Source organism: uncultured Winogradskyella sp. (assembly GCF_947495255.1).
GTDB lineage: Bacteria > Bacteroidota > Bacteroidia > Flavobacteriales > Flavobacteriaceae > Winogradskyella.
Window position 1 is genome coordinate 106187 of record NZ_CANLYI010000011.1, and the last position, 25123, is coordinate 131309.

At 30.2% G+C, this 25123-nt stretch carries 31 protein-coding genes; 11 read left to right on the forward strand and 20 right to left on the reverse strand.

Features of this window, described 5'->3' with window-relative positions; genetic code table 11:
• Positions 1-5: 5 nt before the first annotated feature.
• From Q0807_RS17140 to Q0807_RS17150, 3 genes are all read right to left on the reverse strand, one after another.
• A complete protein-coding gene (locus Q0807_RS17140) occupies positions 6-854 on the reverse strand; it encodes a universal stress protein (RefSeq protein WP_299112121.1) in 849 nt (282 codons plus the stop codon).
• 87 nt (positions 855-941) lie between these two features.
• Entirely contained in the window at positions 942-1991 is a 1050-nt protein-coding gene (locus Q0807_RS17145; RefSeq protein WP_299112123.1) for a response regulator, read from the reverse strand.
• Positions 1991-3493, reverse strand: a complete 1503-nt coding sequence (locus Q0807_RS17150; RefSeq protein WP_299112125.1) for a PAS domain-containing sensor histidine kinase — start codon at positions 3491-3493, stop codon at positions 1991-1993. Before Q0807_RS17150 ends, Q0807_RS17145 begins: the two co-directional genes overlap by 1 nt.
• Positions 3494-3648: 155 nt before the next feature.
• On the opposite strand from Q0807_RS17150, the gene Q0807_RS17155 reads away from it, so the two are divergent.
• The 11 genes from Q0807_RS17155 to Q0807_RS17205 all read left to right on the forward strand — a co-directional run bounded on the left by Q0807_RS17155 (position 3649) and on the right by Q0807_RS17205 (position 12900).
• Positions 3649-4071 (forward strand): hypothetical protein, encoded by a 423-nt coding sequence (locus Q0807_RS17155; protein WP_299112127.1) that lies wholly within the window; start codon positions 3649-3651, stop codon positions 4069-4071.
• A gap of 93 nt (positions 4072-4164) precedes the next feature.
• Positions 4165-4779, forward strand: coding sequence for a WG repeat-containing protein (locus Q0807_RS17160; RefSeq protein ID WP_299112130.1), 615 nt, complete (start codon positions 4165-4167; stop codon positions 4777-4779).
• 35 nt (positions 4780-4814) lie between these two features.
• A complete protein-coding gene (locus Q0807_RS17165; RefSeq protein WP_299112132.1) occupies positions 4815-5930 on the forward strand; it encodes an HlyD family efflux transporter periplasmic adaptor subunit in 1116 nt (371 codons plus the stop codon).
• Positions 5930-7192: an FtsX-like permease family protein gene (locus tag Q0807_RS17170; protein WP_299112135.1), complete on the forward strand. Its 1263-nt coding sequence runs from the start codon at positions 5930-5932 to the stop codon at positions 7190-7192. The genes Q0807_RS17165 and Q0807_RS17170 overlap by 1 nt, the downstream gene beginning before the upstream one ends.
• Position 7193: 1 nt before the next feature.
• Positions 7194-7868 carry an ABC transporter ATP-binding protein gene (locus Q0807_RS17175; protein ID WP_299112137.1) on the forward strand — a complete coding sequence of 225 codons (675 nt, stop codon included), beginning with the start codon at positions 7194-7196 and terminating at the stop codon, positions 7866-7868.
• An 84-nt stretch (positions 7869-7952) separates the two neighbouring features.
• Positions 7953-8165, forward strand: coding sequence for a hypothetical protein (locus Q0807_RS17180; RefSeq protein ID WP_282031377.1), 213 nt, complete (start codon positions 7953-7955; stop codon positions 8163-8165).
• Complete coding sequence (locus Q0807_RS17185; protein ID WP_299112142.1) at positions 8165-9052, forward strand: J domain-containing protein; 888 nt, start codon at positions 8165-8167, stop codon at positions 9050-9052. The genes Q0807_RS17180 and Q0807_RS17185 overlap by 1 nt, the downstream gene beginning before the upstream one ends.
• 1 nt (position 9053) lies before the next feature.
• Positions 9054-9350: a chaperone modulator CbpM gene (locus Q0807_RS17190; RefSeq protein ID WP_282031379.1), complete on the forward strand. Its 297-nt coding sequence runs from the start codon at positions 9054-9056 to the stop codon at positions 9348-9350.
• Positions 9351-9360: 10 nt separating this feature from the next.
• The gene (locus Q0807_RS17195; RefSeq protein WP_299112145.1) at positions 9361-10281 is read left to right on the forward strand and encodes a mechanosensitive ion channel family protein; all 921 of its coding nucleotides are present in this window, start codon (positions 9361-9363) and stop codon (positions 10279-10281) included.
• A 17-nt stretch (positions 10282-10298) separates the two neighbouring features.
• Positions 10299-12266, forward strand: coding sequence for a heavy metal translocating P-type ATPase (locus Q0807_RS17200; protein ID WP_299112147.1), 1968 nt, complete (start codon positions 10299-10301; stop codon positions 12264-12266).
• Positions 12267-12429: 163 nt separating this feature from the next.
• Complete coding sequence (locus Q0807_RS17205) at positions 12430-12900, forward strand: pyridoxamine 5'-phosphate oxidase family protein (RefSeq protein WP_299112149.1); 471 nt, start codon at positions 12430-12432, stop codon at positions 12898-12900.
• A 540-nt stretch (positions 12901-13440) separates the two neighbouring features.
• Here Q0807_RS17205 and Q0807_RS17210 read toward each other — a convergent pair.
• The 17 genes from Q0807_RS17210 to Q0807_RS17290 all read right to left on the reverse strand — a co-directional run bounded on the left by Q0807_RS17210 (position 13441) and on the right by Q0807_RS17290 (position 25110).
• A complete protein-coding gene (locus Q0807_RS17210; RefSeq protein ID WP_299112151.1) occupies positions 13441-13758 on the reverse strand; it encodes a hypothetical protein in 318 nt (105 codons plus the stop codon).
• Between the two features lie 280 nt (positions 13759-14038).
• Complete coding sequence (locus tag Q0807_RS17215; RefSeq protein ID WP_299112154.1) at positions 14039-14722, reverse strand: hypothetical protein; 684 nt, start codon at positions 14720-14722, stop codon at positions 14039-14041.
• 166 nt (positions 14723-14888) lie between these two features.
• Entirely contained in the window at positions 14889-15335 is a 447-nt protein-coding gene (locus tag Q0807_RS17220) for a hypothetical protein (protein ID WP_299112156.1), read from the reverse strand.
• Between the two features lie 161 nt (positions 15336-15496).
• On the reverse strand, positions 15497-16096 hold the full coding sequence (locus Q0807_RS17225) for a hypothetical protein (RefSeq protein ID WP_299112158.1): 600 nt from the start codon (positions 16094-16096) through the stop codon (positions 15497-15499).
• 157 nt (positions 16097-16253) lie between these two features.
• Complete coding sequence (locus Q0807_RS17230) at positions 16254-16667, reverse strand: hypothetical protein (RefSeq protein WP_299112160.1); 414 nt, start codon at positions 16665-16667, stop codon at positions 16254-16256.
• Positions 16668-16813: 146 nt separating this feature from the next.
• A complete protein-coding gene (locus tag Q0807_RS17235) occupies positions 16814-17362 on the reverse strand; it encodes an STM3941 family protein (RefSeq protein ID WP_299112162.1) in 549 nt (182 codons plus the stop codon).
• A 175-nt stretch (positions 17363-17537) separates the two neighbouring features.
• Positions 17538-17987 (reverse strand): hypothetical protein, encoded by a 450-nt coding sequence (locus tag Q0807_RS17240; RefSeq protein WP_173302545.1) that lies wholly within the window; start codon positions 17985-17987, stop codon positions 17538-17540.
• A 143-nt stretch (positions 17988-18130) separates the two neighbouring features.
• Complete coding sequence (locus Q0807_RS17245) at positions 18131-18568, reverse strand: hypothetical protein (protein ID WP_191858546.1); 438 nt, start codon at positions 18566-18568, stop codon at positions 18131-18133.
• A 162-nt stretch (positions 18569-18730) separates the two neighbouring features.
• A complete protein-coding gene (locus Q0807_RS17250) occupies positions 18731-19333 on the reverse strand; it encodes a hypothetical protein (RefSeq protein ID WP_299112168.1) in 603 nt (200 codons plus the stop codon).
• Positions 19334-19490: 157 nt separating this feature from the next.
• Positions 19491-20426 (reverse strand): hypothetical protein, encoded by a 936-nt coding sequence (locus tag Q0807_RS17255; RefSeq protein WP_299112171.1) that lies wholly within the window; start codon positions 20424-20426, stop codon positions 19491-19493.
• 154 nt (positions 20427-20580) lie between these two features.
• Entirely contained in the window at positions 20581-21084 is a 504-nt protein-coding gene (locus Q0807_RS17260) for a hypothetical protein (RefSeq protein WP_299112174.1), read from the reverse strand.
• A 157-nt stretch (positions 21085-21241) separates the two neighbouring features.
• A complete protein-coding gene (locus Q0807_RS17265) occupies positions 21242-21598 on the reverse strand; it encodes a hypothetical protein (protein WP_299112175.1) in 357 nt (118 codons plus the stop codon).
• A gap of 155 nt (positions 21599-21753) precedes the next feature.
• Positions 21754-22314, reverse strand: a complete 561-nt coding sequence (locus Q0807_RS17270; protein WP_299112178.1) for a hypothetical protein — start codon at positions 22312-22314, stop codon at positions 21754-21756.
• Positions 22315-22521: 207 nt separating this feature from the next.
• Entirely contained in the window at positions 22522-22947 is a 426-nt protein-coding gene (locus tag Q0807_RS17275) for a hypothetical protein (RefSeq protein ID WP_299112181.1), read from the reverse strand.
• A 181-nt stretch (positions 22948-23128) separates the two neighbouring features.
• A complete protein-coding gene (locus tag Q0807_RS17280) occupies positions 23129-23725 on the reverse strand; it encodes an SMI1/KNR4 family protein (protein ID WP_299112183.1) in 597 nt (198 codons plus the stop codon).
• Positions 23726-23878: 153 nt separating this feature from the next.
• Positions 23879-24445, reverse strand: coding sequence for a lipopolysaccharide assembly protein LapB (locus Q0807_RS17285; protein ID WP_299112185.1), 567 nt, complete (start codon positions 24443-24445; stop codon positions 23879-23881).
• Between the two features lie 167 nt (positions 24446-24612).
• A complete protein-coding gene (locus Q0807_RS17290) occupies positions 24613-25110 on the reverse strand; it encodes a hypothetical protein (protein WP_147376113.1) in 498 nt (165 codons plus the stop codon).
• Positions 25111-25123 lie beyond the last annotated feature (13 nt).

The window sequence follows — 25123 nt, forward strand, 5'->3', positions numbered from 1 at the left end:
ATGTGTTAGTTTTTTTCGTGCAATACTAAAAATGGAATATCTACATGATAACTTATGTTTTCCACTTTTGAGTGAAATAATATTTGTTGAAAATAATTAAGATTTTTTGCAATCATACAAATCAAATTAACCGCTCTACTTTCTACAAAACATTCTACAGCATCTTCTACTTTTTTATTATTTAAATGATGAAACGTAAATTGATTTGGATTAAGATAATCTTCCAATAATTCTTTATTCTCCTTTTGGTCATCATTTAAATCGGCTTTGCTTTTGCTGATATGAAGTATTCGTAAATGTGAATTAAATCGCTCAATGATATCAACCATTGGTTTTAGAACCTGTAAATTGTTTGATAATAAGTAGTCTGTTGGGAAAGCAATTTCTTTTGGTGTTACATACGCTGCATTTTCAGGAATTGCCAACACATTACATTTAACTTTAGTAATAACATCTGCTGTATTAGAACCTAAAATTATTTTTTCTAGTTCTGAGGCACCTTTAGTACCCATTACAATACAATCTATTTGTTTTTCATTTACATTTTTTCGGATGGATTCTATAAAAGAACCATTATCTGTAAGTGTAAAGAATTTATGAATGTTATCGTTTGGTGTTAATTTTAAAATTTGCTTTAAAACGTTGCGCAGCTTCTGCTTAGTAGTTTTAGTGTAAACTTCTGTTATTAGAGTTTCATTTAGTGTTAATGAAGCATCAGAAATAGCCAAACTATCTAATCTGTTAACATGCAATAAATAAAAATTGCATTCTGTTTTTTCGAAAAAAAGGATAGCGTATTTTATGGCATTCCATGAGTTTTCGGAAAAATCCGTTGGTAGTAGTATATTTTTCATTAAGCAACATCTTTACTAACACAAATTTATAGGTTAGATGCCGCACCGAAAATGATATATATCATCTTTAGGCTAATCCTATAGTGATTAGCCTATTCTTTTTAATTCTTCGATGTCTAAAATTTGAATATTTCTTCCTTCAATTTTAATAATACCTTGCCTTTTAAAACTCGTAAGAGTTCTAATTAATGTTTCTGTAGCAATACCTGCAACACTAGCTAAATCACTCCTAGATATTTTTATTGGATCTTCTGGTTTGCGGTTTATTTTTTCAGCAAATTTTAAAATAGTAGTTGCGGTTTTCTTAGATACAGAACTATAGGCCATTTCTAATAACTGATTTTTCATTGTAGAAATGTTATCAGATAATAGCTGTATTAACTCTATAGCTATTTTATGATTATCGTTTATGATTTCACTAAACTGTTTTGCAGAAATACCTGTCAATTCTACATCGTGAATAGAGGTTGCTGTTTCTTTATGTGGCTTATTACTTGTAAATGTGCTATAACCAAACAGGTCATCTTCTTTATAAATTGTAGTTACTAATTCTTTGCCTTGCTCATCAATTTGATGGCATTTTACAGTACCTTTATTTATAAGATAGATATAGTTTGCGTGATCTTGTTCTCTATAGATAATCGTATTTTTTGGGTACGAAAAAATATTACCGTTATCATCAAAATAGTTCTTTAAGCCGTTTAAAGTTCTTATTTCGTTTTCATTGGTAGTAGCTTTGTTATTTTGTTCACGTTCTTCCTTTAAAATAGCTGCTTTTGCAATACGACTTTCTATTGCACTAGTTAATTCATCTTCTCCAAAAGGTTTAGTGATGTAATCATCAGCTCCCAAATCCATGCCTTTACGTACATCTTGTCTTTCTGTTTTTGCAGATAAAAAGATAAATGGTATATACTTTGTTACACTGTCTTTAGATATGGCTTCTAAAACACCATAGCCATCTAATTCTGGCATCATAATATCACAGATTATAATATCTGGTAGTGTTTCTTTTGCTTTCTCAACGCCAATTTTTCCGTTTGCAGCAGTTTCAACTTCATAACCTGACAACTCTAATAATTCAGCAGTGTTTTCTCTTAAAATTACGTCGTCTTCAATTAATAATACGTGTTTCATTATTCAGCTTTATTTGGTAATTCAATAGTAAAAAGGGTTCCTTCTCCTGGTTTACTTTCAAAATAAACGTTTCCTTTTAAATTTTCTAAATGGTCTTTTACAATATTTAAACCAATACCTGTACCTTGAGTAAGTAGTGCATTTTCGGCTCTAAAGTAACGGTTAAAAATGTTTTTCTGGTCTTTTAAAGGAATACCAATTCCATTATCTTTTACCTTAAAAAAGGTTTTTGTTTCGTCTTGTGTGATATCAATATCTATTATAGTATTCTCAGATGAATACTTTATAGCATTGTGTACAATATTTGAGAGTGCCAATTCTATAATTTTTTCGTCTTGGTATAACATAAACCCATCAATATCCTCTGGGTAATTAATTTGCTGACCATCTTTTAATAACATATTGGCGTTATAAATAACTTCGTTTACAACTTTACTTATCTTAAAAGAACTAGGTGAATATTTTATTCTTCCTTCTTCTAATCGTTCAACAGAAAGGAAATCATTTAAGATGTTGTTTAAATAATGAACTTTGTCAGAGATGGTTTTAATGTGCTTATCTCGTTTATCTTGTTGCTCTGTTAATTTGTATTTTTCAAGCAACATTGTAGAGGTTAAAATACCACTTAGAGGTGTCTTAAATTCGTGAGATACTAGTGATAAAAACTTGGTTTTTAATTCGTTAAGCTCTTGTTCTTTAGCGAGTGCTTTTTTTAATTCTATTGTACGTTTCTCTACAGTGCTTTCTAGTTTTTCGGTGTAATTTTTTCTTTCTGTAATATCTAAAATTACGGCTACAAAAACTTTTTTGTTACCAAGTATAGATAATTGTAAATGGATTTCTACTGGGTAAGTTGTACCATCTTTACGTTGGTGTACCGTTTCAAAAATTAGTTTCTCTTCAAGCCCTTCAACTAGTGGTTTAACTTTTTCTACAAATTGTTCTTTGTTGTAGTGTGGCTTAATGTCTAGAGGTGTGAGTGATTTTAATTCAGTTAAATCATAACCAATATTTTTTTGCGCACCTTGATTTACGTTGACGAAATTATACGTTTCACAATCAAATATATAAATCTCATTTAAAGATTCGTTAAAGATATTAGCCCAATGCGATAGCTCTTGTTCTGCTTTTTTACGTTCTGTAATATCTTTTACTAAAGCAAGTACATAAGTGTTTCCATAAATTGTTAGAGGATTTAATCCTACTTCTACGGGAAACGTTTCACCACTTTTTTTAAGTCCATACAAATCACGTCCTACAGCCATTTGTCGTTTAGTAGTATTTTTTACATAACCCTTAAAATGACCTTCATGTGTACCATGATAATCTTTTGGAATTAAAATTTCGAGCGTTTGTCCTTCTAACTCACCATTTTCATAACCGAAAATATTGTCGGTAGATGAATTGGTTGCGATAATAGTTTGACTCTTATCAACCAATATAACGCCCTCTGCTAAGGCTTCAGCTAGCGTATTAAAAATATCTTGGTTCTGTTTAAACATGTAAAAATGTTGGATTTTAATAGAAGTTAAAGATAATTAATCTTTTCTATATTAATAGTGCAATAGATTTTGGTTTTTAGAATGTTATAAAACTGATTTATATCATAGTCCTAACAGCCTAATAATTATAAATTTATATTCAAAAACTTAACATTTTGAATTTAGAAGATCATACCACATATCGATTTTTTCAGAACCTAGGTAAATTGTTTTTTGCTTTTGCTTCTGTAGATAATAACGTGAGAGAAGAAGAGGTAGAGGCAGTAAGGCAATTAGTAAGGCGGTATTGGTTAAATGAAGAGTTTATAAAACCAATATTAAAAAGTGATGCTGAAGGTGCCGTTTTAAATACATTTAATTGGCTTTGTAAAGATAATGACTACAATGCAGAAGCTTGTTATAAAAGTTTTATCAACTTTAAAAAACAGAACGAACCATTTTTTACAGACGCTATAAATTCACTTATTTTAAAAACGGTAGGTGAGATTACTGCTAGTTTTTCTGGTCAGAATAAATCTGAAATCATATTACTTGCAAAACTGAGTATTGATTTAAATAAAGGCAAAAAAGAGCATTGATTTATCCTATCTTTTAGTGGTCTGATCAAGGTCATTTTGTATTAACGATTGCCATACTAACTTCGTTATATTAATTTAAAAAATATAAATATCATGAAAAAGACAGTCATTTTATTATTGATTTTTATTGTGTTTCCTCTTTTAGGATTAGCACAAAGCATTGAAAATGTTGACTTTATTTCACCGATTCATAATGATGTTTCGGCGATTAAAAAGGATGGAAAATGGGCTTTTATGAATAAGAGTGGGGATTTAATTATCGACTATAGAACAGATTTAGTCGTTGAGCAAAATGAAGATGGTGCTTACCCTATTTTTTACAATGACAGATGTAAAATTGTTGAGGTTAAAGCCGGAATATCATATTTTGGATTTATAAACAAATCTGGTGAAGCCATCATAGAACCACAGTTTTTAAATACTACAAATTTTAAAGAAGGTATTGCTATTGCCCTAAAAGTAGATAAAAAGGTAATAGGTGAGAATACCGCTTTGGGCAAGGAAATGGTTAATTATAGATACTTTGAAGTGCTTATAAATACAGAAGGTGAAGCCTTGTATTATCTCACTCTAGATGGTGTTAATGTTGTTTTAGATAAGGACTTTTTAACTGGTGTACCTCACATAATGTCTAAATATATTGCAAAAGACCTGTATGCCGTTAAACAAAAAGACAATACATGGACACTTGTAAAAGTGAAAATGTAAGTCTGGAAATTAATATATTCTAAAAGTGAATTTAAATGGTATTTTTAAAAAATGCGGTTAGTACATTAGATTTAAAATTATGGTGTTGTATATGCGTTGGGTTTATAATATTTTCTTGTGCAAATAAAGAAGATAAAATATTACCAACAGAGCGTGCGTTAACGGAATCTGTATATGCTTCTGCAACGATACAGCCAGATAGCTTATACCAAGTTTATGCTATAGTTTCAGGACTTATAGATGCTAATTTAGTAGAGGAAGGTGATTTGGTTGCTAAGGACGATCATTTGTTTCAAATTATTAATAATACACCAAGACTTAATACTCAAAATGCAAAATTGGCATTAAATTTAGCTCAGGATAATTATAAAGGTAATGCTACAGTTTTAAGTAGTATAGAAAGCGAGATTTCTGCGGCAAAATTGAAGTTTAAAAATGATTCTATAAATTATTATAGACAAAAAAGGCTTTGGGACCAAAATATAGGTTCTAAAGCGCAATATGATACTCAAAAATTAAATTATGAGTTAGCTTCTAATCAATTAGAGGTACTTCAAAACAAATTAGATAGAACAAAGAACGAACTTAAAACAGCGGTTCAGCAAGCACAAAATTATTACCAGACTACTGCAATTACAACAAAAGATTTTACAGTAAATAGTAAGATTAATGGAAAGGTGTATGCTATTTTTAAAGAACCAGGAGAGGTGGTGTCTAGCATGGAACCTTTAGCAACTATAGGTAGTGAAAAACATTTTGTTATTGAGCTATTAGTAAATGAAGTAGATATTGTAAAAATTAAAAAATCTCAAGAGGTATTAATTAATTTGGATGCTTATAAAGACGTGGTTTTTAAAGCGAAAGTGTCTAAGATATATCCTAAAAAAGACGAACGGAACCAGACATTTTTAGTAGAAGCACTATTTAATAAACCACCAGAAATATTGTATCCAGGTTTATCTGGCGAAGCCAACATTGTTATTTCTAACAAGGCCAATGTATTAACAATACCAATAGCTTATTTAACTAGTGATAATAAAGTAAAAACAGATGATGGACTCGTATCCGTAAAAACAGGATTACAAAATATGGACTATGTAGAAATACTATCTGGTATTACTAAAGAGACTTACATCTATAAACCAGAATAATGGCAAACTGGACCGTTATACTAAATATAGCAAAAACACATTTGCTTACTAAACTAAAGTCAACTTCAATTGCTGCTTTAGGTGTAACTTTTGGTATTGGGTCTTACATTACTTTGGTAAGTTTTATGACAGGTTTAAACACTATGTTAGATGACCTTATGTTAAATCAAACACCTCATATTCATGTTTATAATGAAATTGAACCTTCAAAAGAGCAACCCATTTCGCTTTACGATAAGTTTAGTGAAAGCTTCAATATTGTGCACTCTATTAAACCAAAAATGAGTCAAAAAAAGATTCATAATGCCTTACCAATTATAACTTATTTAGAGCGTAATGAAAATGTACGAGGCGCACTTCCAAGGATTGAAACACAAATATTTTATCTAGCAGGTTCTATAGAACTGGGAGGTAATCTTACTGGTATTAGCCCAATTGATGAGGCAAAGCTTTTTAATATGAGTGATTATATTGTTGAAGGTTCTGCAGAAGCATTACAAAATACGGATAATAGTATTCTTTTAGGGATTGGTATTGCAAAGAAAATGGCTTTAAAAATCGGAGACCGTGTGCAGATAAGCCCTATAAATGGTGGCATATTTCCATTAAAAATTGTGGGTTTTTATCAAAGTGGTATTTCAGATGTAGATGCTATGCAAAGTTTTACAACCATAAAAACCGTGCAGCGTATTTTGGGTGAAGCGAATAATTATATTACCGATATTAATGTAAAGTTGTATGATATAGAACTGGCTGTGCCATTGTCTAAAAAGATTGAGCAGCAATTTAATCTTAAAGCGGTTGATATTAAAACCGCCAATGCGCAATTTGATACAGGTACATCTGTTAGAAACTTAATTACCTATGCTGTTTCTGTAGCACTTTTAATTGTAGCAGGTTTCGGTATTTATAACATATTAAATATGCTCATTTATGAAAAAATGAATGATATCGCCATATTAAAAGCTATTGGGTTTTCGGGTACAGATGTTCAGCTCATTTTTATGAGTCAAGCCATGATTATTGGTTTTGTTGGTGGTGTTTTGGGCTTAATAGTAGGTTATGGGTTGGCGAGTTTAATTTCTACAATTCCTTTTGAAACAGAAGCCTTGCCAACAGTTGAAACCTATCCAATAAATATAGACCCTATGTTTTTTGTTATTGGTTTTTCATTTGCTATGGTTTCAACATTTTTAGCAGGTTATTTACCATCTAAAAAAGCAAAAAAAATAGATCCAGTTAAAATTATAAGAGGTCAATAAGATGAGTAACGTATTAGAAGCAAAACATATTAATAAGTATTTTAGAAAGCCTGTGTTATTTCATGTGTTAAAGGATATCAATTTTGAAATTAAAAAAGGTGAATTTGTTTCGATTATGGGAAAATCGGGTTGTGGAAAATCGACCTTACTCTATATTTTATCTACAATGGATACCGATTATGAAGGTGAGTTGTATCTAAATAATCAACTCATTACAGATAAGAATAGTAATCATTTGTCACGCTTACGGAATGAGAACATTGGTTTTGTATTTCAATTTCATTATTTGTTAGCAGAATTTACAGTATTAGAAAACGTAATGCTTCCTGCTAAGAAATTAGCTAAAAAAACGTTTCAAGAAATTGAACAAGATGCTTTAGAGAAATTAAAAATTCTGAACATAGAGCATTTGGCACATAAACGAGCATCTCAAGTTTCGGGTGGTGAAAAACAGCGTGTTGCCATTGCTAGAGCATTAATAAATAATCCATCCATAATAATGGGTGATGAACCTACAGGGAATTTAGATAGCCATAATGCAGAGAATGTTTTTAATATTTTTAAACAATTAAGTGTTGAGGAAGACCTATCTCTACTGATTGTAACGCACGACGAGGATTTTGCCAATAAAACAGATAGAATTATACAAATGGAAGATGGTAGGATTATAATTTAAGCTTTTAGTAATGATGATATTAATCATTTTAAATGATTCTATTAATGACTAACTTTAGTAATTAATAATATTAATACTGACGTTATGAAAACACTTCAAGATATAGAAAATCAAATTATAAGGCTTACCACAAGCATAGAAGTGAATTATCCAGAACTTTATGCAACCTTAGATGAAAATCCTATGACCATTCCGACAAATGCTCATCCAGATATGACGGTTAGTATTATGGAAGATTATCTAGAAAGCCTTAAACAAATATTAAAGCAATACACTAAAACTCATAATAAACAATAATGGCATTTATAGATTATTATAAAGTATTAGGTATCTCAAAGTCAGCTACAGCAAACGATATAAAAAAAGCATATCGAAAGCTGGCACGTAAATACCATCCAGACCTTAATCCAAATGATAAGGAAGCTGAGCATAAGTTTAAAGAAGCTAATGAAGCTAATGAGGTATTGAGTGACCCAGAAAATCGTAAAAAATACGATGAATATGGTGAGAATTGGAAACATGCTGAAGAGTATGAAAAAGCAAAACAGCAAGAGCAATATCAGCGAAGTACAAGCAATCAGTATGGTGGTTATTCAGAGGAGGATTATTCAGATTTCTTTGGGTCAATGTTTGGTGGTAGACAATCATCGCAATCTCGTGGTCGGCATGTAAAGTTTAAAGGCCAAGATTTTAACGCAAAATTAGAGCTAGACCTTAAAGATGTTTACACATCGCATAAACGTACACTAACTGTTAATAATAAGAATATCCGAATTACAATTCCGGCAGGAATAGAGAATGGTCAGGTTATTAAAATTAAAGGTCATGGTGGTAAAGGTGTTAATAATGGTCCAAATGGTGACTTGTATATTGAGTTTTCAATACGGAATAATACAGCTTTTAAAAGGGATGGAGATAACCTTTATGTTTCTGTAGATTTAGATTTGTATAAAGCACTTTTAGGAGGTGAAATAACCGTCAATACTTTTGATGGTAAAGTGAAATTAACGGTGAAACCTGAAACCCAAAATGGCACAAAAGTTAAATTAAAAGGTAAAGGATTTCCTAAGTATAAAAAAGAGGGACAGTTTGGAGATTTATATGTGACTTATAATCTAAAAACACCAACAAATCTTACGGAAAAAGAAAAAGAACTCTTTTCAGAATTATCAAAATTAAGATAACATGGAAACGACACAACTTATATCAATCACTCAATTTTGTACAAATTATAATGTTCCTGTTAGTTTTATTAATGCATTGCAAGAGTATGAATTGGTTGAAATAACAATTTCAGAAAGCGATAATTATTTACAAACAAATCAGCTTAATGATGTTGAAAAAATGATGCGTCTTCATTATGATTTAGATATTAATTTTGAAGGTATTGACGCGATTTATAATTTATTAAAACAAGTTGAAAGTCTTCAGGCTGAAATTACAACACTTAAAAATAAATTAAATTTTTACGAAAAGCTATAAAGCCATTATAATGACAGAAATAGAGCTACTAAAGGAGTGGGTTAGTGCTAATCCTTTAGCAATGAGTGTTATTAAGTTTGTAATTGTGCTGTTGGTTGTTTTATTTGCAATTCAATTGATAAGACGCTATTTAAAAAAGAAGATAGCTAATACCGTAATTCGTTATAAAGCTCAAAAAGGAATAGAGATTCTAGGTTACACTTTGTTAGTTATTTTGGCAATCATTTATTTTTCTGGCTCAATAAAAGATTTCACCATTATTATAGGTCTCTTTACTGCAGGAATGGCGTTTACACTGCAAGAACTAATTCTAAGTATTGCAGGTTCGGTTTATATATTTCTAGTAAAAGTTTATCAGCCTGGTGATCGTATAGAAATTAACGGAATTAAAGGCGATGTTATCGATGTAGATAGTATCTATACAACTATGATGGAAATAGGAGAGTGGGTAAGTAGCGATAATTATACTGGTAGAATTGTAAAGCTGAGTAATGCCTTTGTATTTAAAGGGCCTATTTATAATTACTCACAAGATTTTCCATTTATCTGGGACGAATTTAATTTACCTATACGTTATGGATCTGACATCGATTTAGCCAAATCAATTATTATAAAAATAGCTTCAGAAATGCTTTCAGAATATACAACGGAATCAAAACACGACTGGGAAAAAGTCGTCAACAAGTATTACATTGAAGATGCACAAATAGACCCAACTTTAGCCATATCACTTACCGATAATTGGATTCAGTTTAATCTTAGATACATTGTCGATTTTAAAAAACGACGTTATATAAAGCATCTTCTAAATGATAAAATAAGAGTAGAAATTGAAAAAACCAACGGTAAAATAATTTTAGCATCTGCAACCGTAGAACTTATTAAAATTCCGGACATAAATGTTAATTTAGATAGCAATAATAAGGTTTAGACTATAAAACTAAATTAATGGAAAAGGCGAAAGAAAATGTGCATCAGCACAAGCGTATTTTAGGAAACAAAACAGGACTGTATTTTGCGATGCTCTGTGGTGTTTTTCTCGTCGCTGCTTTTTTAATCGAAAAATTCAGTGCATTACCCAATTGGGTTTCATTAACTGGTTATTGCGTGTCCTATTTTTTTGGTGGTTATTTTATTACTATTGAAGCTTCTAAGAAGATTATAAAAGGTGGTTTTGATATCGATTTTTTAATGATTGCTGCTGCTGCAGGTGCTGCATATATTGGTAGTTGGGCAGAAGGCTCATTATTGCTTTTTCTATTTAGTTTAGGACATGCATTAGAGCACTTCGCAATGAATAAAGCCAAAAAGTCAATTGAAGCTCTAAATGATTTATCGCCTAAAATCGCATTAGTTAAAAAAGAAGGAAGGCTAAAAGAAATAGCTATAAATGAATTAAAAATAGGAGATGTTATAGTTGTTAAACCAAACACAAAAATTGCTGCAGATGGTGTAATAATTAGTGGTAGCAGTAGTATTAATCAAGCACCAATAACAGGCGAAAGTATACCAGTAGACAAAACCTTTATCACAAGCACTATTAATTTACCTGAGTTTACACAAATTGATAAAAAACATATCGTATTTACTGGGACTATTAATGGTGATAGTAATCTTGAAGTTCTGGTATTAAAACTAAGTAAAGATTCTTCAGTATCTCGTTTGATAAAAATGGTTAGTGAAGTAGAAACTCAGAAATCACCAACACAACGTTTAACCAAAAAGTTCGAAAAATGGTATGTGCCAATAGTCATCATAGTTGTTTTTTTATTATGCTTTGCTTATTTAGTAATTGATGAAAGTTTTAATAATAGCCTTTATAGAGCCATAACGGTTTTAGTTGCTGCAAGTCCATGTGCTTTGGCAATTTCTACACCAAGTGCAGTATTAAGTGGTATTGCAAGAGCTGCACAAAAAGGAGTACTTATAAAAGGAGGAAAAGCTTTAGAAGACTTAGGAGAAATAACAACTATGGCATTTGATAAAACAGGGACATTAACAGAAGGTAAACCTAAACTGACTAATGTAATTCCGATTAATAATTTCGATGAAAAAGAATTAATAAGAATAGTATTAGAAGTCGAAAGTTTAAGTAATCATCCACTAGCTAAGGCTATAGCCAAAGACATTGAAACAAAATATAAGGTTGAAGCTCAAAATAAAGCAGTCAATGTAAATGCTATACAAGGGAAAGGCATACAAGCACAATACAATGGTGATTCTGTTTTTATTGGTAATGTAAAACTGATGGAAGACAAAGGAATTAAGGTGGTTCAAGATATTACCAATAAGATGAAAAATCTTTTAGATGTTGGCCAAACAGTAATGATTGTAGCTTACAGAAATGAAATTATTGGTCTAATTAGTGTTATGGATTTACCGAGAGAGACAGCTGCAAAAACCTTACAGCAGTTAAAAGATATTGGTATAAAACATATGGTAATGCTTACAGGCGATCATCAAAATGTAGGTGATGCTATTGCCAAACAAATAGGATTAACAGAAGCTAAAGGAAATTTGTTACCAGAAGATAAAGTGTCTGAAGTAAAAAAATTAATTAATGATTACGGTAAAATGGCCATGGTTGGTGATGGTGTTAATGACGCACCTGCAATGGCACTAAGTACAGTGAGTATTGCAATGGGAGCAGCAGGAAGTGATGTTGCACTAGAAACAGCAGATGTTGCCTTAATGTCTGATAAAATTGAAAATTTACCATACCTCATAGGTTTGAGCAGACAATCTAAAAGGATTATAAAACAGAACATTTTTATCAGTTTGGGAGTTGTAGCTGTGTTAGTACCAGTAACTATTTTGGGACTTACCAATATTGGCTTAGCAGTTGCTTTTCACGAAGGGTCTACTATAGTTGTGGTTTTAAATGCATTAAGATTATTGAGATATAAAATAGATTAAATAATTCTATCTTTATTTCAACAAAAAAGTCACTGGGAGTAATTTATAATACTTGTCTGCTATTATAGTTTGTTCAAATTTATATTTCACCTGTAACTGACTAATATCATTATTTATTTATCTAATAATAAGTAACTTGGTGTAAACGTAAAATTATAAAGCCATGTTTAGAGCATTAAATGAAAGAGAATCTATTGCGCTGCTAATGTTAAATTATGTAGGCAATTTATCATATATTTATAGAGATAAACCTTTTGTTGTGCCAATCACTTATTTTTATGATATGGAGAATAGTGTTATAATTGGCTATTCTGCAGAAGGTCATAAAATTAATGCAATGCGAAAAAACACCAATGTTTCATTGAGTGTAACAGATATAGACTCTGTAAACGATTGGAAATCCGTATTAGCACATGGTACATATCAAGAAGTAATAGGTAGTGCAGCAAAAGCCAAATTACATCAGTTTTCTCTTGGTGTAAAAGATTTAATAATTAATAAAGAATTTAGAAAATTAGATTTTATTAGTGAGTTTTCAAGTAAAATCGAAACCGATAAAATGCCTATTGTATTTCAGATAAAGGTTGATGATATTACCGGTAGGATGCGGTTAAGCCATACACTAACAGAATAGTATACGTAATAACAGTAAAAGATAGGAATATTAGCTATTAAAAAAAGCTAGAACTATTTCATCATTTCTGATCAATATCATTGCACATAAGTTTTTTGTGAAATAACTTCATTACATTAAACTATGCTATTATGAAAATCTTTGTAAAACTATTAGTTGCTGTATTGATTTTGATCTTAATTACTGTTTTTCTTTCTTAAAGCAGTAGAGTTGATTTTTGTACTAATTACAGAAAGTAACTTGTTTAAAAAATTAAAAAACCCGATTCAGTTGAATCGGGTTTTCTAATTTTGGTGTTTTTTTATTTTGTCTTTGATTTTTGTCATTATAATAAAGATGGAAAGAATGCCAATGTTATCTTTTCCCTTCTTCATAATAAGATTATGAATCAAGTTCTTTATTCTCAGTTTTCATCTCGTTTATTATTTTTATAAGTTTTTTTAGGGATATTATATTCATAAGTTTCAGCTCTAGAATAACTACAAAGAGAAAAAAACAAGCTAGAAAATAATAAGAAAAGTCAATTAATTATACACGGTGTTAGGCAACGTTTTTTAATTTGGTTAATCTTTCCGTTAAAAATTCCGAAATTATTTTATTCAATTCCGATTTTTTTATTTTTTCAATAATCTTAAATTCAGATTTCTCTGATTTAAAAATAAGAAACTCTATTTCCAAATATTCCATTTCTCCATTTGAGTAATAAAATATTTCTCCAGCAAAATTATTCGTTTCAAATGTAATTCCTTCGCTCGATGGATAATTTAAAGATTTAGTAAATTTCTCATATTTCAATTCAGGAATTTTATAAATATTATGTTCCTCAAAAGTTTTTGAAATGATTTTTAAATATTCCATTTCTTTAATCTAACTTTTTAATGAATTGGTCTTTCGCTCGTAAGTAAATTCGTCCATCTGATTTTTTACAGACTTTTACATTTTCCGTTATAAATTTTGTTCCAGTTGGATGTGATTCTCTTTCGCTTTTACTACATTCGATTACTATATTCGTAGGTAAATTTTGTCCATCTAAAGGTCTAACTCTAATTCGACCTGTTTCTGGGTCTTTAAAATTCTCACACTTTATATTTTCGTAAGTAGGCTAGAACCAAGCAATAAATTATATACAGTGTTGTGGTTAGTTTTTTATTTCCACTTTCAAATATTTTATTTCCTTTTCACAACCTGTTTGAAATTCAGATTCAAGTTTTAAATAATAAACATTCTTGTTTACTTTAGATTCTATTGTACTCCAACCTTCAATTCCGATAACGTACTGTTCTTTAGTTTTTAAATTCGTTAATGCGATTTCCTCTTCTCCATAATAGTTTGAATAAGAAATAGCAGTTTTTCCATTAGAAGTCAAAGGTTTTCCCATTGTAAAACAAGTCAGCCCGTTTTCCAAGTCAACTGTTAAAAATCCCCAACCTTCAAATTCAGTAATTTCAATTAACGCATTTCCGCAATAAGTTCCTTTAAATTCGAAATTGGAATATCCTTTTTCTTTTAATAAATATTTACACGCTTTTAATTCAGGTATTTTTATTCCAATTCCAATATTTGGGTTTGCTGAAAATGTATAACAAGAATCTTTAAGTTTGAAAATTTTTGGATATTTTTCGGTCAGTTCCAATTCAGACTTTGGCGTAAATTCAATAAAGCTTTCTGTGGTTTCATCAACTTTTTCGTATTCCGATTTGTCAATAAGTTCCGATTTTCCATTTAGAATATCCGACAAATTTCGTATTTCAAAATCACAATTTTGAGCCCAAGAATTTTGGATAATTGTAAGTAGAAATATTAAAATTAGCTTTATTTTCATTGGTCTGTCAAATTAACCACAACGTGTTTGTATATGGAAAGTTGCGTGTTTGTGTGCGAGGATTTTCCGAAGGAAAATCAGAAGCTAGCAAACGAGCAACTAACTTTGGTTTAGGTAAAACTAGCAATTTTTTATATACTGTGTTGGCAATTGGCTTTTTATTCCGTTATACATTTTGTTTTATATTCAGTTCTTTATTTTGATTGATATTCTTAAATATTAAATAAGTCAGGACTATAGATGAAATCAGAAATGGAATACTTGTCCAAAAAGCTAATTCATAAAGTGAGTCATAATTCCAATTTCCTGAAGTTAGAAAATAAACCGAAATCCATAAAAGTAAAAGCCCGATTAATCCAGTCAGGTTTTTAGTCCGATTTGTTTTCATAAACAGGCTCAAAATCAGTAATATTTTTCCAATCAAAGATATAAGTCCGATTGACATAATATTATCATCAAAATTTCCATTTAATGTAAATCCGTAATTGTCAATTAAATTCGGAATACTCGCAATATCAATCATTCCCATAATTCCAATTCCGTGTCCAGCTCCGATTATTATGAACGAATGGATTAGTATTGTAAATATTTTAACTTTCTTAATGTCGTTCATTTTTCAGCTTGTTGCCAACGTTGTTGTGTATGATTAGTTGCGTGTTTTAAGCACTAAAGTTAGCAAATAAAACACAGATAGAAAGTCCGCGAGGACTTTCGTAAATTGGCAAAACCAAGCAATTAATTATACACGGTGTTACCTGCAGGCTTTTATTCAATTCAGTTTATTTTATAAATCATTTCATAATCGTGTGCAGTTACGAACATTGGGAAATCGCCCCATTTTTTTCCGTTTTCTTTAGCTTTTTTATATGTTTCCCTAAAAAGCTCTTGCAATCGTAAAATGATTAATAATTCCGCAATTTCATAAGCTTGTTCTATTTCGGGAATTTCGTCTTTTTTATTTTTATAAACATCTTCGTAAACGTTTTGAAGGTTTTCAAATCCAGTTATTGTCAAGTCTTTTTTAGTATTATATTCAAAATCTGCTAACCAATCATAATCTTCTTCTCCGATTTCGCTAAACGAAAACAAATCTATAAACCATCTGTCATAATTTATGGTAAATCCATTCATTTCGCAATAAAAGGCTTTCAATTTTTTCGTGAAATTAAAAGTGTATTTTAGTTTTGCACTTGAGTAGAATTTGGAAATAAATTCGCTCAATTCCGATTTTAAATGCAGAAGATTCATTCCAATTAGTTGATGAAATTCCGTTTGGGAAATCTTGCTTAATTCCGATTCAGCAATTTTTATTGCAGAATCTAAATCATTCCTCTTGACATATTCGTTAAGTTTATCTTCTAATTCGAAGTTCATAGGTTTTTTTAGCTTGCAGGTAACGGTTCTGTATAAGAATAGTGCGGTTTTGTGTGCGAGGATTTTCCGCAGGAAAATCAGACGTAACAAAAATGCAACTGCCTTTGTTTAAGCACTAATGTAGCAATTTTTTATACACGTTGTTGTAGGTAGTTTTTTATTTTTCATTCAGTTTGTCAAAATATTTTTTCCGATAAAATTTATTCACATCTCTTTTTATAGTGTCCGTTTTTGATTTTCGAACATAATATTCAAAATCAGAGTCAGTTTTCTTAAACAAGGAATCTCCAATATTCAGTTTTTCGTGTATAAAAAAAGGAATTTGTTTTTCCCATTTATTGTCAATTAAAATCGGTCTTGTTCGTCCGTTATCTTTGTCAGATAATAAGTTTGTTATTTTTCCAGAGTATGAGTCATTTCGTATATCTTTATATTCTTTTTCAAGAAAACTCTCCGAATTGTTCTGAATTAATGAGATAGAAATAATTACAATAAAAATTGGAATAAACACCAATGCAAGACTTTTTCGGATTGTTCTTTCCTGTTTTTTCAATTCATTCTTGTTTTCCATTCTCGTTGGTCAAATTACCTACAACGTGATTGTCTATGATTAGTTGCGTGATTTAAGGAACTAAGTTAGCAAATAAATCACAGATAGAATATTCCGCAGGAATGTTCGTAAGTAGGCTTAAAACAAGCAATTAATTATACACGGTGTTACCCAACGTTTTTATTTCGTTCAAATTCAGTTTGTATTAATTGTTCCAGTTTTCCAAAATCATATTTTAGAGTATTGGATGTAATCGAAAGTGGTGTTCCGTACATTTTCATATTCGAACGCATAAGTTTGGCTTTCATTCCGCTTTTTGCTTTTTCGATATATTTTTCAGGATTCGTTACGTTAATCAGCAGAAATTTTGTCGACATTACTTGCTTTGTTATGATATCAGTTATATCATTCCATTCAATTAGTCCGACACTCGATGCGTTTGAGTTGTCAGTTATTCCGTTTGAGTCAATTGTCAGTCCAACTTTTTTATCAAACAGTTTTTTAAATCCGAAAATCCCTGTCGCACCAAAAAACAAAATACTTAAAATTCCAACTCCTTTTGATACCATTGGATTTCTCAATATTCTAAATGAATGTTCTTGAAAACTCTCCGCATTTGTAAATAGCCAAACTCCCAATATTACAAATAATATAGAACCTCCAATTCCTAAAAGTAATTTGTTTTTGCTTAATGGTATTTCAATTTTTTCTTGCATTTAATTCAGTTTTTGGTTTGAGTGGTTAATGTTGGGTAACGTTGTTGTGTATGGTTAGTTGCGTGGTTCAGCAACTAAATTAGTAAACTTTCACGAACCTGTGAATATTCCGAAGGAATATTCGCAAGTAGGCAGAAATGAAGCAATTAAATATACACGGTGTTAGCACAAGTTTTTATCCATCAATTGTCATATATTCAGGTTCCATTCCAATAAAGTCTATCGAAACAGAATGTCTCATTGGATTTGAATAATATGTTATCGACCATTCAGTTTTTCCATTTTTGATTTTTCCGATTGATATTCCGTCAAATTCAAATTCCACGTCAAAATTTTCAATTCCAGAGTTGATTACGTTTTCTTCCAATTCTTTTCTTAAAAACGGAAGAATTATATTTTCTTTAATTTCAGAGTATTCATTATCTAACTTTTTAAAAAAATCTTTTTGCTCAATCGTTGGTCCGTTTTCGTCCGCATTAAGATTTATTCCAATTTCCTCTCCTTGGAATTTAGTTTCTCCATCGTAAGAATTTTTAGAGGAATCTTTGAAGGTTGTATATTCTAATTCTCCAAATAAATCATCAATAAACTTTGGTTTTTTCTTAAAGATATCAAATATTCCCATAGTTCGTTTTTAATTTGTGCTAACGTTTCTGTATAAGAATAGTGCGGTTTTGCGTGCGAGGAATTTCCGCAGGAAATTCAGAAGTAGCAAAAGTGGACTATTCGTTGATTTAGCACTAAACTAAGCATTATTTTTATACGTTGTTACCCAACGTTTTTTTCTTTCCGTTCAATATGGTGAAATTCTTGAGTTTGTTCCTTTTCGGATTTATATTCTTTTTCGTCTGTTAAAATCCAAGAGTTTAAATTCAGATATAATTCAGTAATTCCTTTCGTCCGAGACTTGCTTTTCCCAGCAGTAAAGTCAACTTTAAATTCAGCCTTTACTTTTGCTTCTTTAATTAATTCCGTTTCAATATTGTGCTTTTTTAAATCGTCCGCAAACCATTCCGAAATTTCATAAAACATATTAAAGTCAGTTTTCGATTCCGCATTGTTGAGTTTTTGAGTTCTATTCAGGAAATCAAATTCAATAATTCCACTTTCCAATTCAACCAAAGACTTCATATCGTTCACTATTTTCCAACCTGCGAACATATCGCAAAAAATATCTGTATGATGTTGAAGTCTTTTCCTTCTCATTGTTGGTTTGTCAAATGTTGGGTAACGGTTACGTATATGAAAAGTTGCGTGTTTGTACGCGAGGATTTTCCGAAGGAAAATCAGAAGCTAGCAAACAAAGCAACAAACTTTGGTTAAGCCTAAAATAGCAATTTTTTATATACAATGTTGTACAACGTTTTTTTATTTTATTTCCATTTTTCCCCAGCCACAATATGTCCTAATCCAATCTATATCAGAATCCAATTTTTCTAATTCAGACGTAAATTTTTTGTCAATTTCATAATCTTTAGGATACATATTGCAACGAAGAAAATGTCCTACAATCCACTTGTCAACTTTATTAAAACTAATTCCACCTTTGCTGAAAACTCCATAATAATCGAATAGTTCTTTTTTGTCTTTCAGTGATTTTTCTGCTATAGTTTTTATTTTTTTGAATTCTATGTCAGAGTCGTTTTGGTTTTCAAATTCGATGATTAGAAATTCAGAATATTTTTTAAAACTTTTTACTTTGTTTGAATCTATAAGTGTGTAATATTCCATTTCTAATGGTTTATATACTTCTTTAAATTCAGGATTTTCAATTCCGAAATTCATTTTTATTGTTTCCGAAATTTTCCGAAATTCTAATTCAGGTTTAATATTTGCGATTTCTTTCTTGGTAGTTTTAACTTTCAATTCCGTCGAATCAACAACAATTTGGGCTTGCTCAGTTTTATTTTCAGTCGCATTTTTGCAACTTAATAAAGCTAAAAATAATATCGTTAAAACTCGAATTTTCATTGTTTGGTCAAATGTTGTACAACGTGTTTGTGTATGGTTAGTTGCGTGGTTAAGCAACTAATTTAGCAAATAAATCACAGATAGAATATTCCGAAGGAATGTTCGTAAGTCGGCAGTGACCAAGCAATTAATTATACACGGTGTTGTGCACAGTTTTTTAATAATATTCTATATTTCTTTCAACTAAAAAATACTCATTTTTATATGTATGGACTGTTTTTCTTATCCAATTTTTCATAGAATCATATTCGTAATTATAAACCCATTTAATTTGAGTGTTTTCTAGTAAATCAAATTCACTAATCTCAATTTCATTTCCGTATTCATATCGATAGATTATTTTCCCTTCAAGTTCGCCATCTGCATAATTTTCCCATGTAGAAGTTAAAAGATTATTATTTTCATAATGATTGGTCAAGTTCTCTAATAAACCTTCTTCATTGTCATACCATTTTTTATTTATCATTTTTCCATTTGAGTCATATTGATAATCATACCATTCTTTGAATCCATCATTATAAACAGTCTCCTCTTTAAGAATTAAGTCCTTATCATTGTAAAAATAGGATGTTATAAAATTGGTGTTTTTCTTTTTATTAGTTTCAATCTTCTTTTTTAACCTCCCTTTTAAGTCATATTCAAACTGTACCAAAAGTTTTTCTTTATTATCAATTTCATCAATATTAGAAGCACTAATACTTTCTGGGGTTCGGTCAAATATTTTTTTTGTTTCTAATTTTTTTTGATTGTTATAAGAGTATTTAATAATCTCATACTTGGTTATAGATTTGATTAGAACTTGTTTTGAATAATCAAATTTATCGGTTCTAATAACTTTATTATTTAAATCTTTATATAAGATTTTCGTTATTTTTCCAACTTCATTAAATTCGACTGTCTTGTCTAATTTTTCAGTTTCTTCCCATCCTTTTTTAATTTTTACATAGCCTTTATCTGCTTGGTAAGAATCATAAGTTACAGTCTTAACATTTCCATTAAGATTGCAATCTTTTGCTGTTAAATTCTGCCCAAAAATCTTATTTGGATTTATTATATAAATTATTGCAAGTAAAAATATTAAGTTTTTATTCATATACTAAATGTAGGTTTTGTCAAATTGTGCACAACGTGTTTGTGTATGATTTCGTTGCGTGTTACAGCAACTAATTTAGCAAATACAAACCGAATAGAAAATCCGCGAGGGTTTTCGTAAGTAGGCGAGTACTAGCAATGAATTATACACGGTGTTAGCAACTGGATTTTTCAATTAAATATTCTCGTATAAATTCTACTTTTTCCACTAATCCGCCATTCCGTTTTTCAGTAGCTAAATTCAGAAGGGATTCAGTCAATTCATTTGGCTCAATTTTTTCTGTCCAAAGAAGTTGGTCAAGAACTCCAAGTCCAAAATCCGCAACATTTTCGTCATTCAAAAATTCCGCAACCCAGTCAATCGATTTTGGGTGAGCTATATCTTTAATGATGAGCACTGCAAATCGGCAATCTTCCTTGTTGATTGAATTCTTATAGATTTGATATGCATAATCCGTTGCATATTCCGATTCTAAAATCCGCAAACAGTTTACAGCTAAATTCCATTCAGGTTTGAGTTGGATTATATAATCAACCGTGTTTTTTATCCACGGTTTTCCTAAAAACAACTCAATTGCAAATTTCGATTTTCCGTCTTGAGTCAGTTTAGAATCAGTTTTTTTAATCAATTCAGATATTTGGCTCCACTCTTTGTTCATTGTTGGTTTATCTTGTTGCTAACGTTTATGTATAAGAATAGTTGCGGGTTTGCGTGCGAGGATTTTCCGAAGGAAAATCAGATGTAGCAAACACGCAACTACCTTTGTTTTAGCACTAAACCGCAATTATTTTTATACGGTGTTGTGCACTGTTTTTTTATTTTCTAATTCCCATTTCCGTATAGGCGTGAAATTCACAAATAGCCATTTCGGTCAGAGCATTTCTTTCGCAATCTTTCCAAGAGCATTTTTGGTTAGATGTTCCGCGATTAGATTTAAGCAATTCCATTTTTAATTTTTCATAAATAAGTTCAGTCCAATTTTCTGATGATTCAAGTCGAATAAAAAACTGTTCCTGCAATTTATCCCATTCGTCAAGTCTCCAATAAGAATTGTCCGTTTTATTCCGATATAGTATGTACCATCCTTTTCGGTCAATTAATTCAAAATCCGATTCTATTCTCTTCAGAATATTTTGGTCTGCGTAATATATTTTCTCGGTTAGTTCGGTCATTTTTCAAATAGTGCACAACGTGTTTGTGTATGGTTAGTTGCGTGGTTAAGCAACTAAATTAGCAAACTTTTACTAACCCGAGAAAATTCCGCAGGAATTTTCGCAAGTAGGCAAAAACAAAGCAATTAATTATACACGGTGTTGCCATTAGTACTTTATCTTTTTAATATTTCCATTTCACTCCTTGATTTCAATCTTTTAGTCAAAGAGAAAATTATAATTAATAGAATTATAACATAACCAATAATATTTTTGACGATACCAAAGTTTGCCAAAAACAAAACAATACCCGTTATACTGCGACCACTTCCTATAATTGAGTATTCAACTCCACTTTCCATTTGAATTGCTAAATAAAGAGACCATAAAAAAATCCCTGTCATAAATAATAAGGCAAAAAATTGTGGTTTCGCATATTTTAGAACACTTGGTAATTCGGAACTATATTTAAAATTCGGATTATCTTGTTTTATAAATTCAAATATTTCGTTTTTAGTATTCTTATCTTTTATTATTAATTCTTCTTCAGAATCATTTCCGAAAAATATTTTAATTTCATTTTTTCCGCTTTGATTTTGAATTTCTTTTATATAAGAATATGGAATGCTAAAAATATTTTCTAAAAAAGATAGATTGGTTGATTCTGAATTTAGTCTATTAAGTTCTTCTTGTATCGGATTTCCTTTGTAAATAGTTTTATCTTTTATGAAAATCAATTTATTAGATTTAGAATCACTTATTTTCCAAAATTTCTGCATTCGTTTTAGGGTTTTTGGGTATTAATGGCAACGTTTATGTATAAGAATAGTTGCGGGTTTGTATGCGAGGATTTTCCGAAGGAAAATCAGACGTAGCAAACGTGCAACTAACTTTGGTTAAGCACTAAACCGCAATTATTTTTATACGGTGTTGTGCGTTCGTTTTTATTCCGCTTTATTTATTTTTATTCCGTTAATTATTGTTCCGTTTTTCAATTTTGACACAGTTTTTAATTCCGCTGTTGGATTCCACTCTCTTAAAATCAATTCGTTTTTTTCATTCCAACCAATTATTTTATATCCTTCTGGAATTAATCCTTTTCCAAGGTCATTTTCGTTTTTACGGTTTTTAATAACTGACCAAAAAATTCTCGAATATCCTAATCCGCCTTTGTCAAATTGATATTCATAATATTTATGCTTTTGATTTGGTGAAATTGAGTCTGAAAGAATTATCAAATTCGGTTCTTTTAAAGAGTGCTCCGAGTTTAACGCTTCAACAATCTCATCTAAATCCGAGTTGATTTTAATTCCAATTCCGATTATTCCAATCAATATAATTCCAACAATTATTAGTATCCATTTCTTCATTAAAACTCAATAATTTTTAACTATAGCACGATTTCCCTCAAATGACGCACAACGTGAGCGTGTATGGTTTAGTTGCGTGGTTTAAGCAACTAATTTAGCAAAAATTGACCGAACCTGAGAAAATTCCAGCGGAATTTTCGCGAGTAAGCTTTTAGCAGCGATTAACTATACGCATTGTTAGCTACAGTATTTTTTCATTCCAAAATCCATCAGTTTCATATTTTTTTTCTGGTAATTTGGAATGGTCAAATTCAAATATATCGAGAGCTATTCCTTTAATTAACTTTTCAGACCAACATATGATATCTCTTCCAACCATTGATAAAACTTGTTCATAATTGTCTATTATTAAGAATCTATGCCCTAAAAACGGAAAAATATTTGGTGCTTTTTGTTCTTGATTTATTTTGTTATCTTTTCTAACCCAGTCTATTTGCTCTTTTATCTTAGCTATATCTTTCGGATAAGAATAAAATGTTGAACCAAAATTTGGCTCAATATTTTCTCCACCTCGAAAGTTGATGCCTTGTTTGTTCAATCCATTCATTGTTCTATAAAAATCTTTTAAACACTCTGGAAATTCAAATCCGAGTTCCGACTGAAAATCAAATAACTCTTTTTCATTCAAACCTTTATTCCATTTTGAGTTTTCTTGAATTTGATATCCATAAACTTTTGTATAAAGATTGAGGTTTTTCCACTTTTTTTCGCTTTCACGTTTTAATAGCTCAAAGTCCGAAGTTGTATTCTCAAGTTTGTTGAAGGTCGATATCGTCATTATATTGTAGCTAACGTTGTTGTGTATGGTTAGTTGCGTGTGTAAGAAACTAATTTAGTAAACTTTTACGAACCCGTGAATATTCCGCAGGAATATTCGCAAGTAGGGAAGAATGAAGCAATTAATTATACACGGTGTTGTGCAACGTAATTTTTATTCTAAATAATCTTCAATTTTCTTAATTTCAATTACAATTCTATGATTTTCTGGCAGACATTCAAGTAATTCAGAAGGTCTTGCTAGTCCATTTTCAGGTGTTTTCATATACCAATTCAATACTTTTTCAAAGAATACTATTCCTGCAGTTTCATTTCCTAATTTATAAGTACAAAATCCAATTTGTTCAATCAATTTTACATATCTCCAAAGTTGAAATTTTTTCAGAGCTTTAGTGTCAACCTTTAAATAATTTTTAAGTGCAAGTTCTAAATTTCCGATATCGTGATAAATATGTGCTAAATATAATTGAGCCATAAAATTCGATTTGTCTTTTTCAACTGCTTTTTTTAAATTCTCAATTATTTTTTTCGAATTATTTCTCCAATCGTCACTTCCTGTATCAATTAATCCAAGCAATTGATAATCTAAAGAATTCAATTCGGTTTTAGCGATTATTTTCTCACGAATACTTTTTCTCAATGATTCTTTTTCAATTAGATTTTCCGAAAGAGAAAACTTGTCATATTCTCCCAAAATGTCTTTTTCAAATTCAGATTTCATTCAGTTTCCGTGAGTTTGAGTTATGTTGCACAACGTGTTTGTGTATGCTTAGTTGCGTGTTTAAGCAACTAATTTAGCAAATAAAAACCGAATAGAATATTCCGCAGGAATATTCGTAAGTAGGCTAGACCTAGCAATTAAATATACACGGTGTTGTAAAACGTTTTTTATTTAAATTTCAAATTCTCATTTAACTCATTTCGGAATATTTTCATATTTTTTTTCATAGTGTAATATGGGAAAATCAATATCAATGTTGCTATTGGAACAAACAATATTAATGCAGGATAAGCTTCTTTTATTATGATTACAGAAAATAATATCAAAAAGAATATTGGTCCAATTATTATCGCAAGTGTTGAGATTTCATCATATCCGAAAATTTTCACGTTTAGTTTGGTTTTCTGATTTTCCACACTTATTATTCCAACAGCATTAGACGATTGAATATTCAGATTCATAAACTTTCTTTTTTTTCTCAAAGTGAATTTATTATCTCCTACTTTTCCGCAAAATATTTTTTTTGAACGATATAATTCGTCTAATAAAATAGGTGTTTCTTCATCAACAATCAGTTTGATTCTTTTCTGAAATTCTTTTGGTTCAATATCATATTCAAACACCAAGGAATCAATTAACTTTAATTTTTTAAATAGACTTTCCATTTTTTCCTCAAAT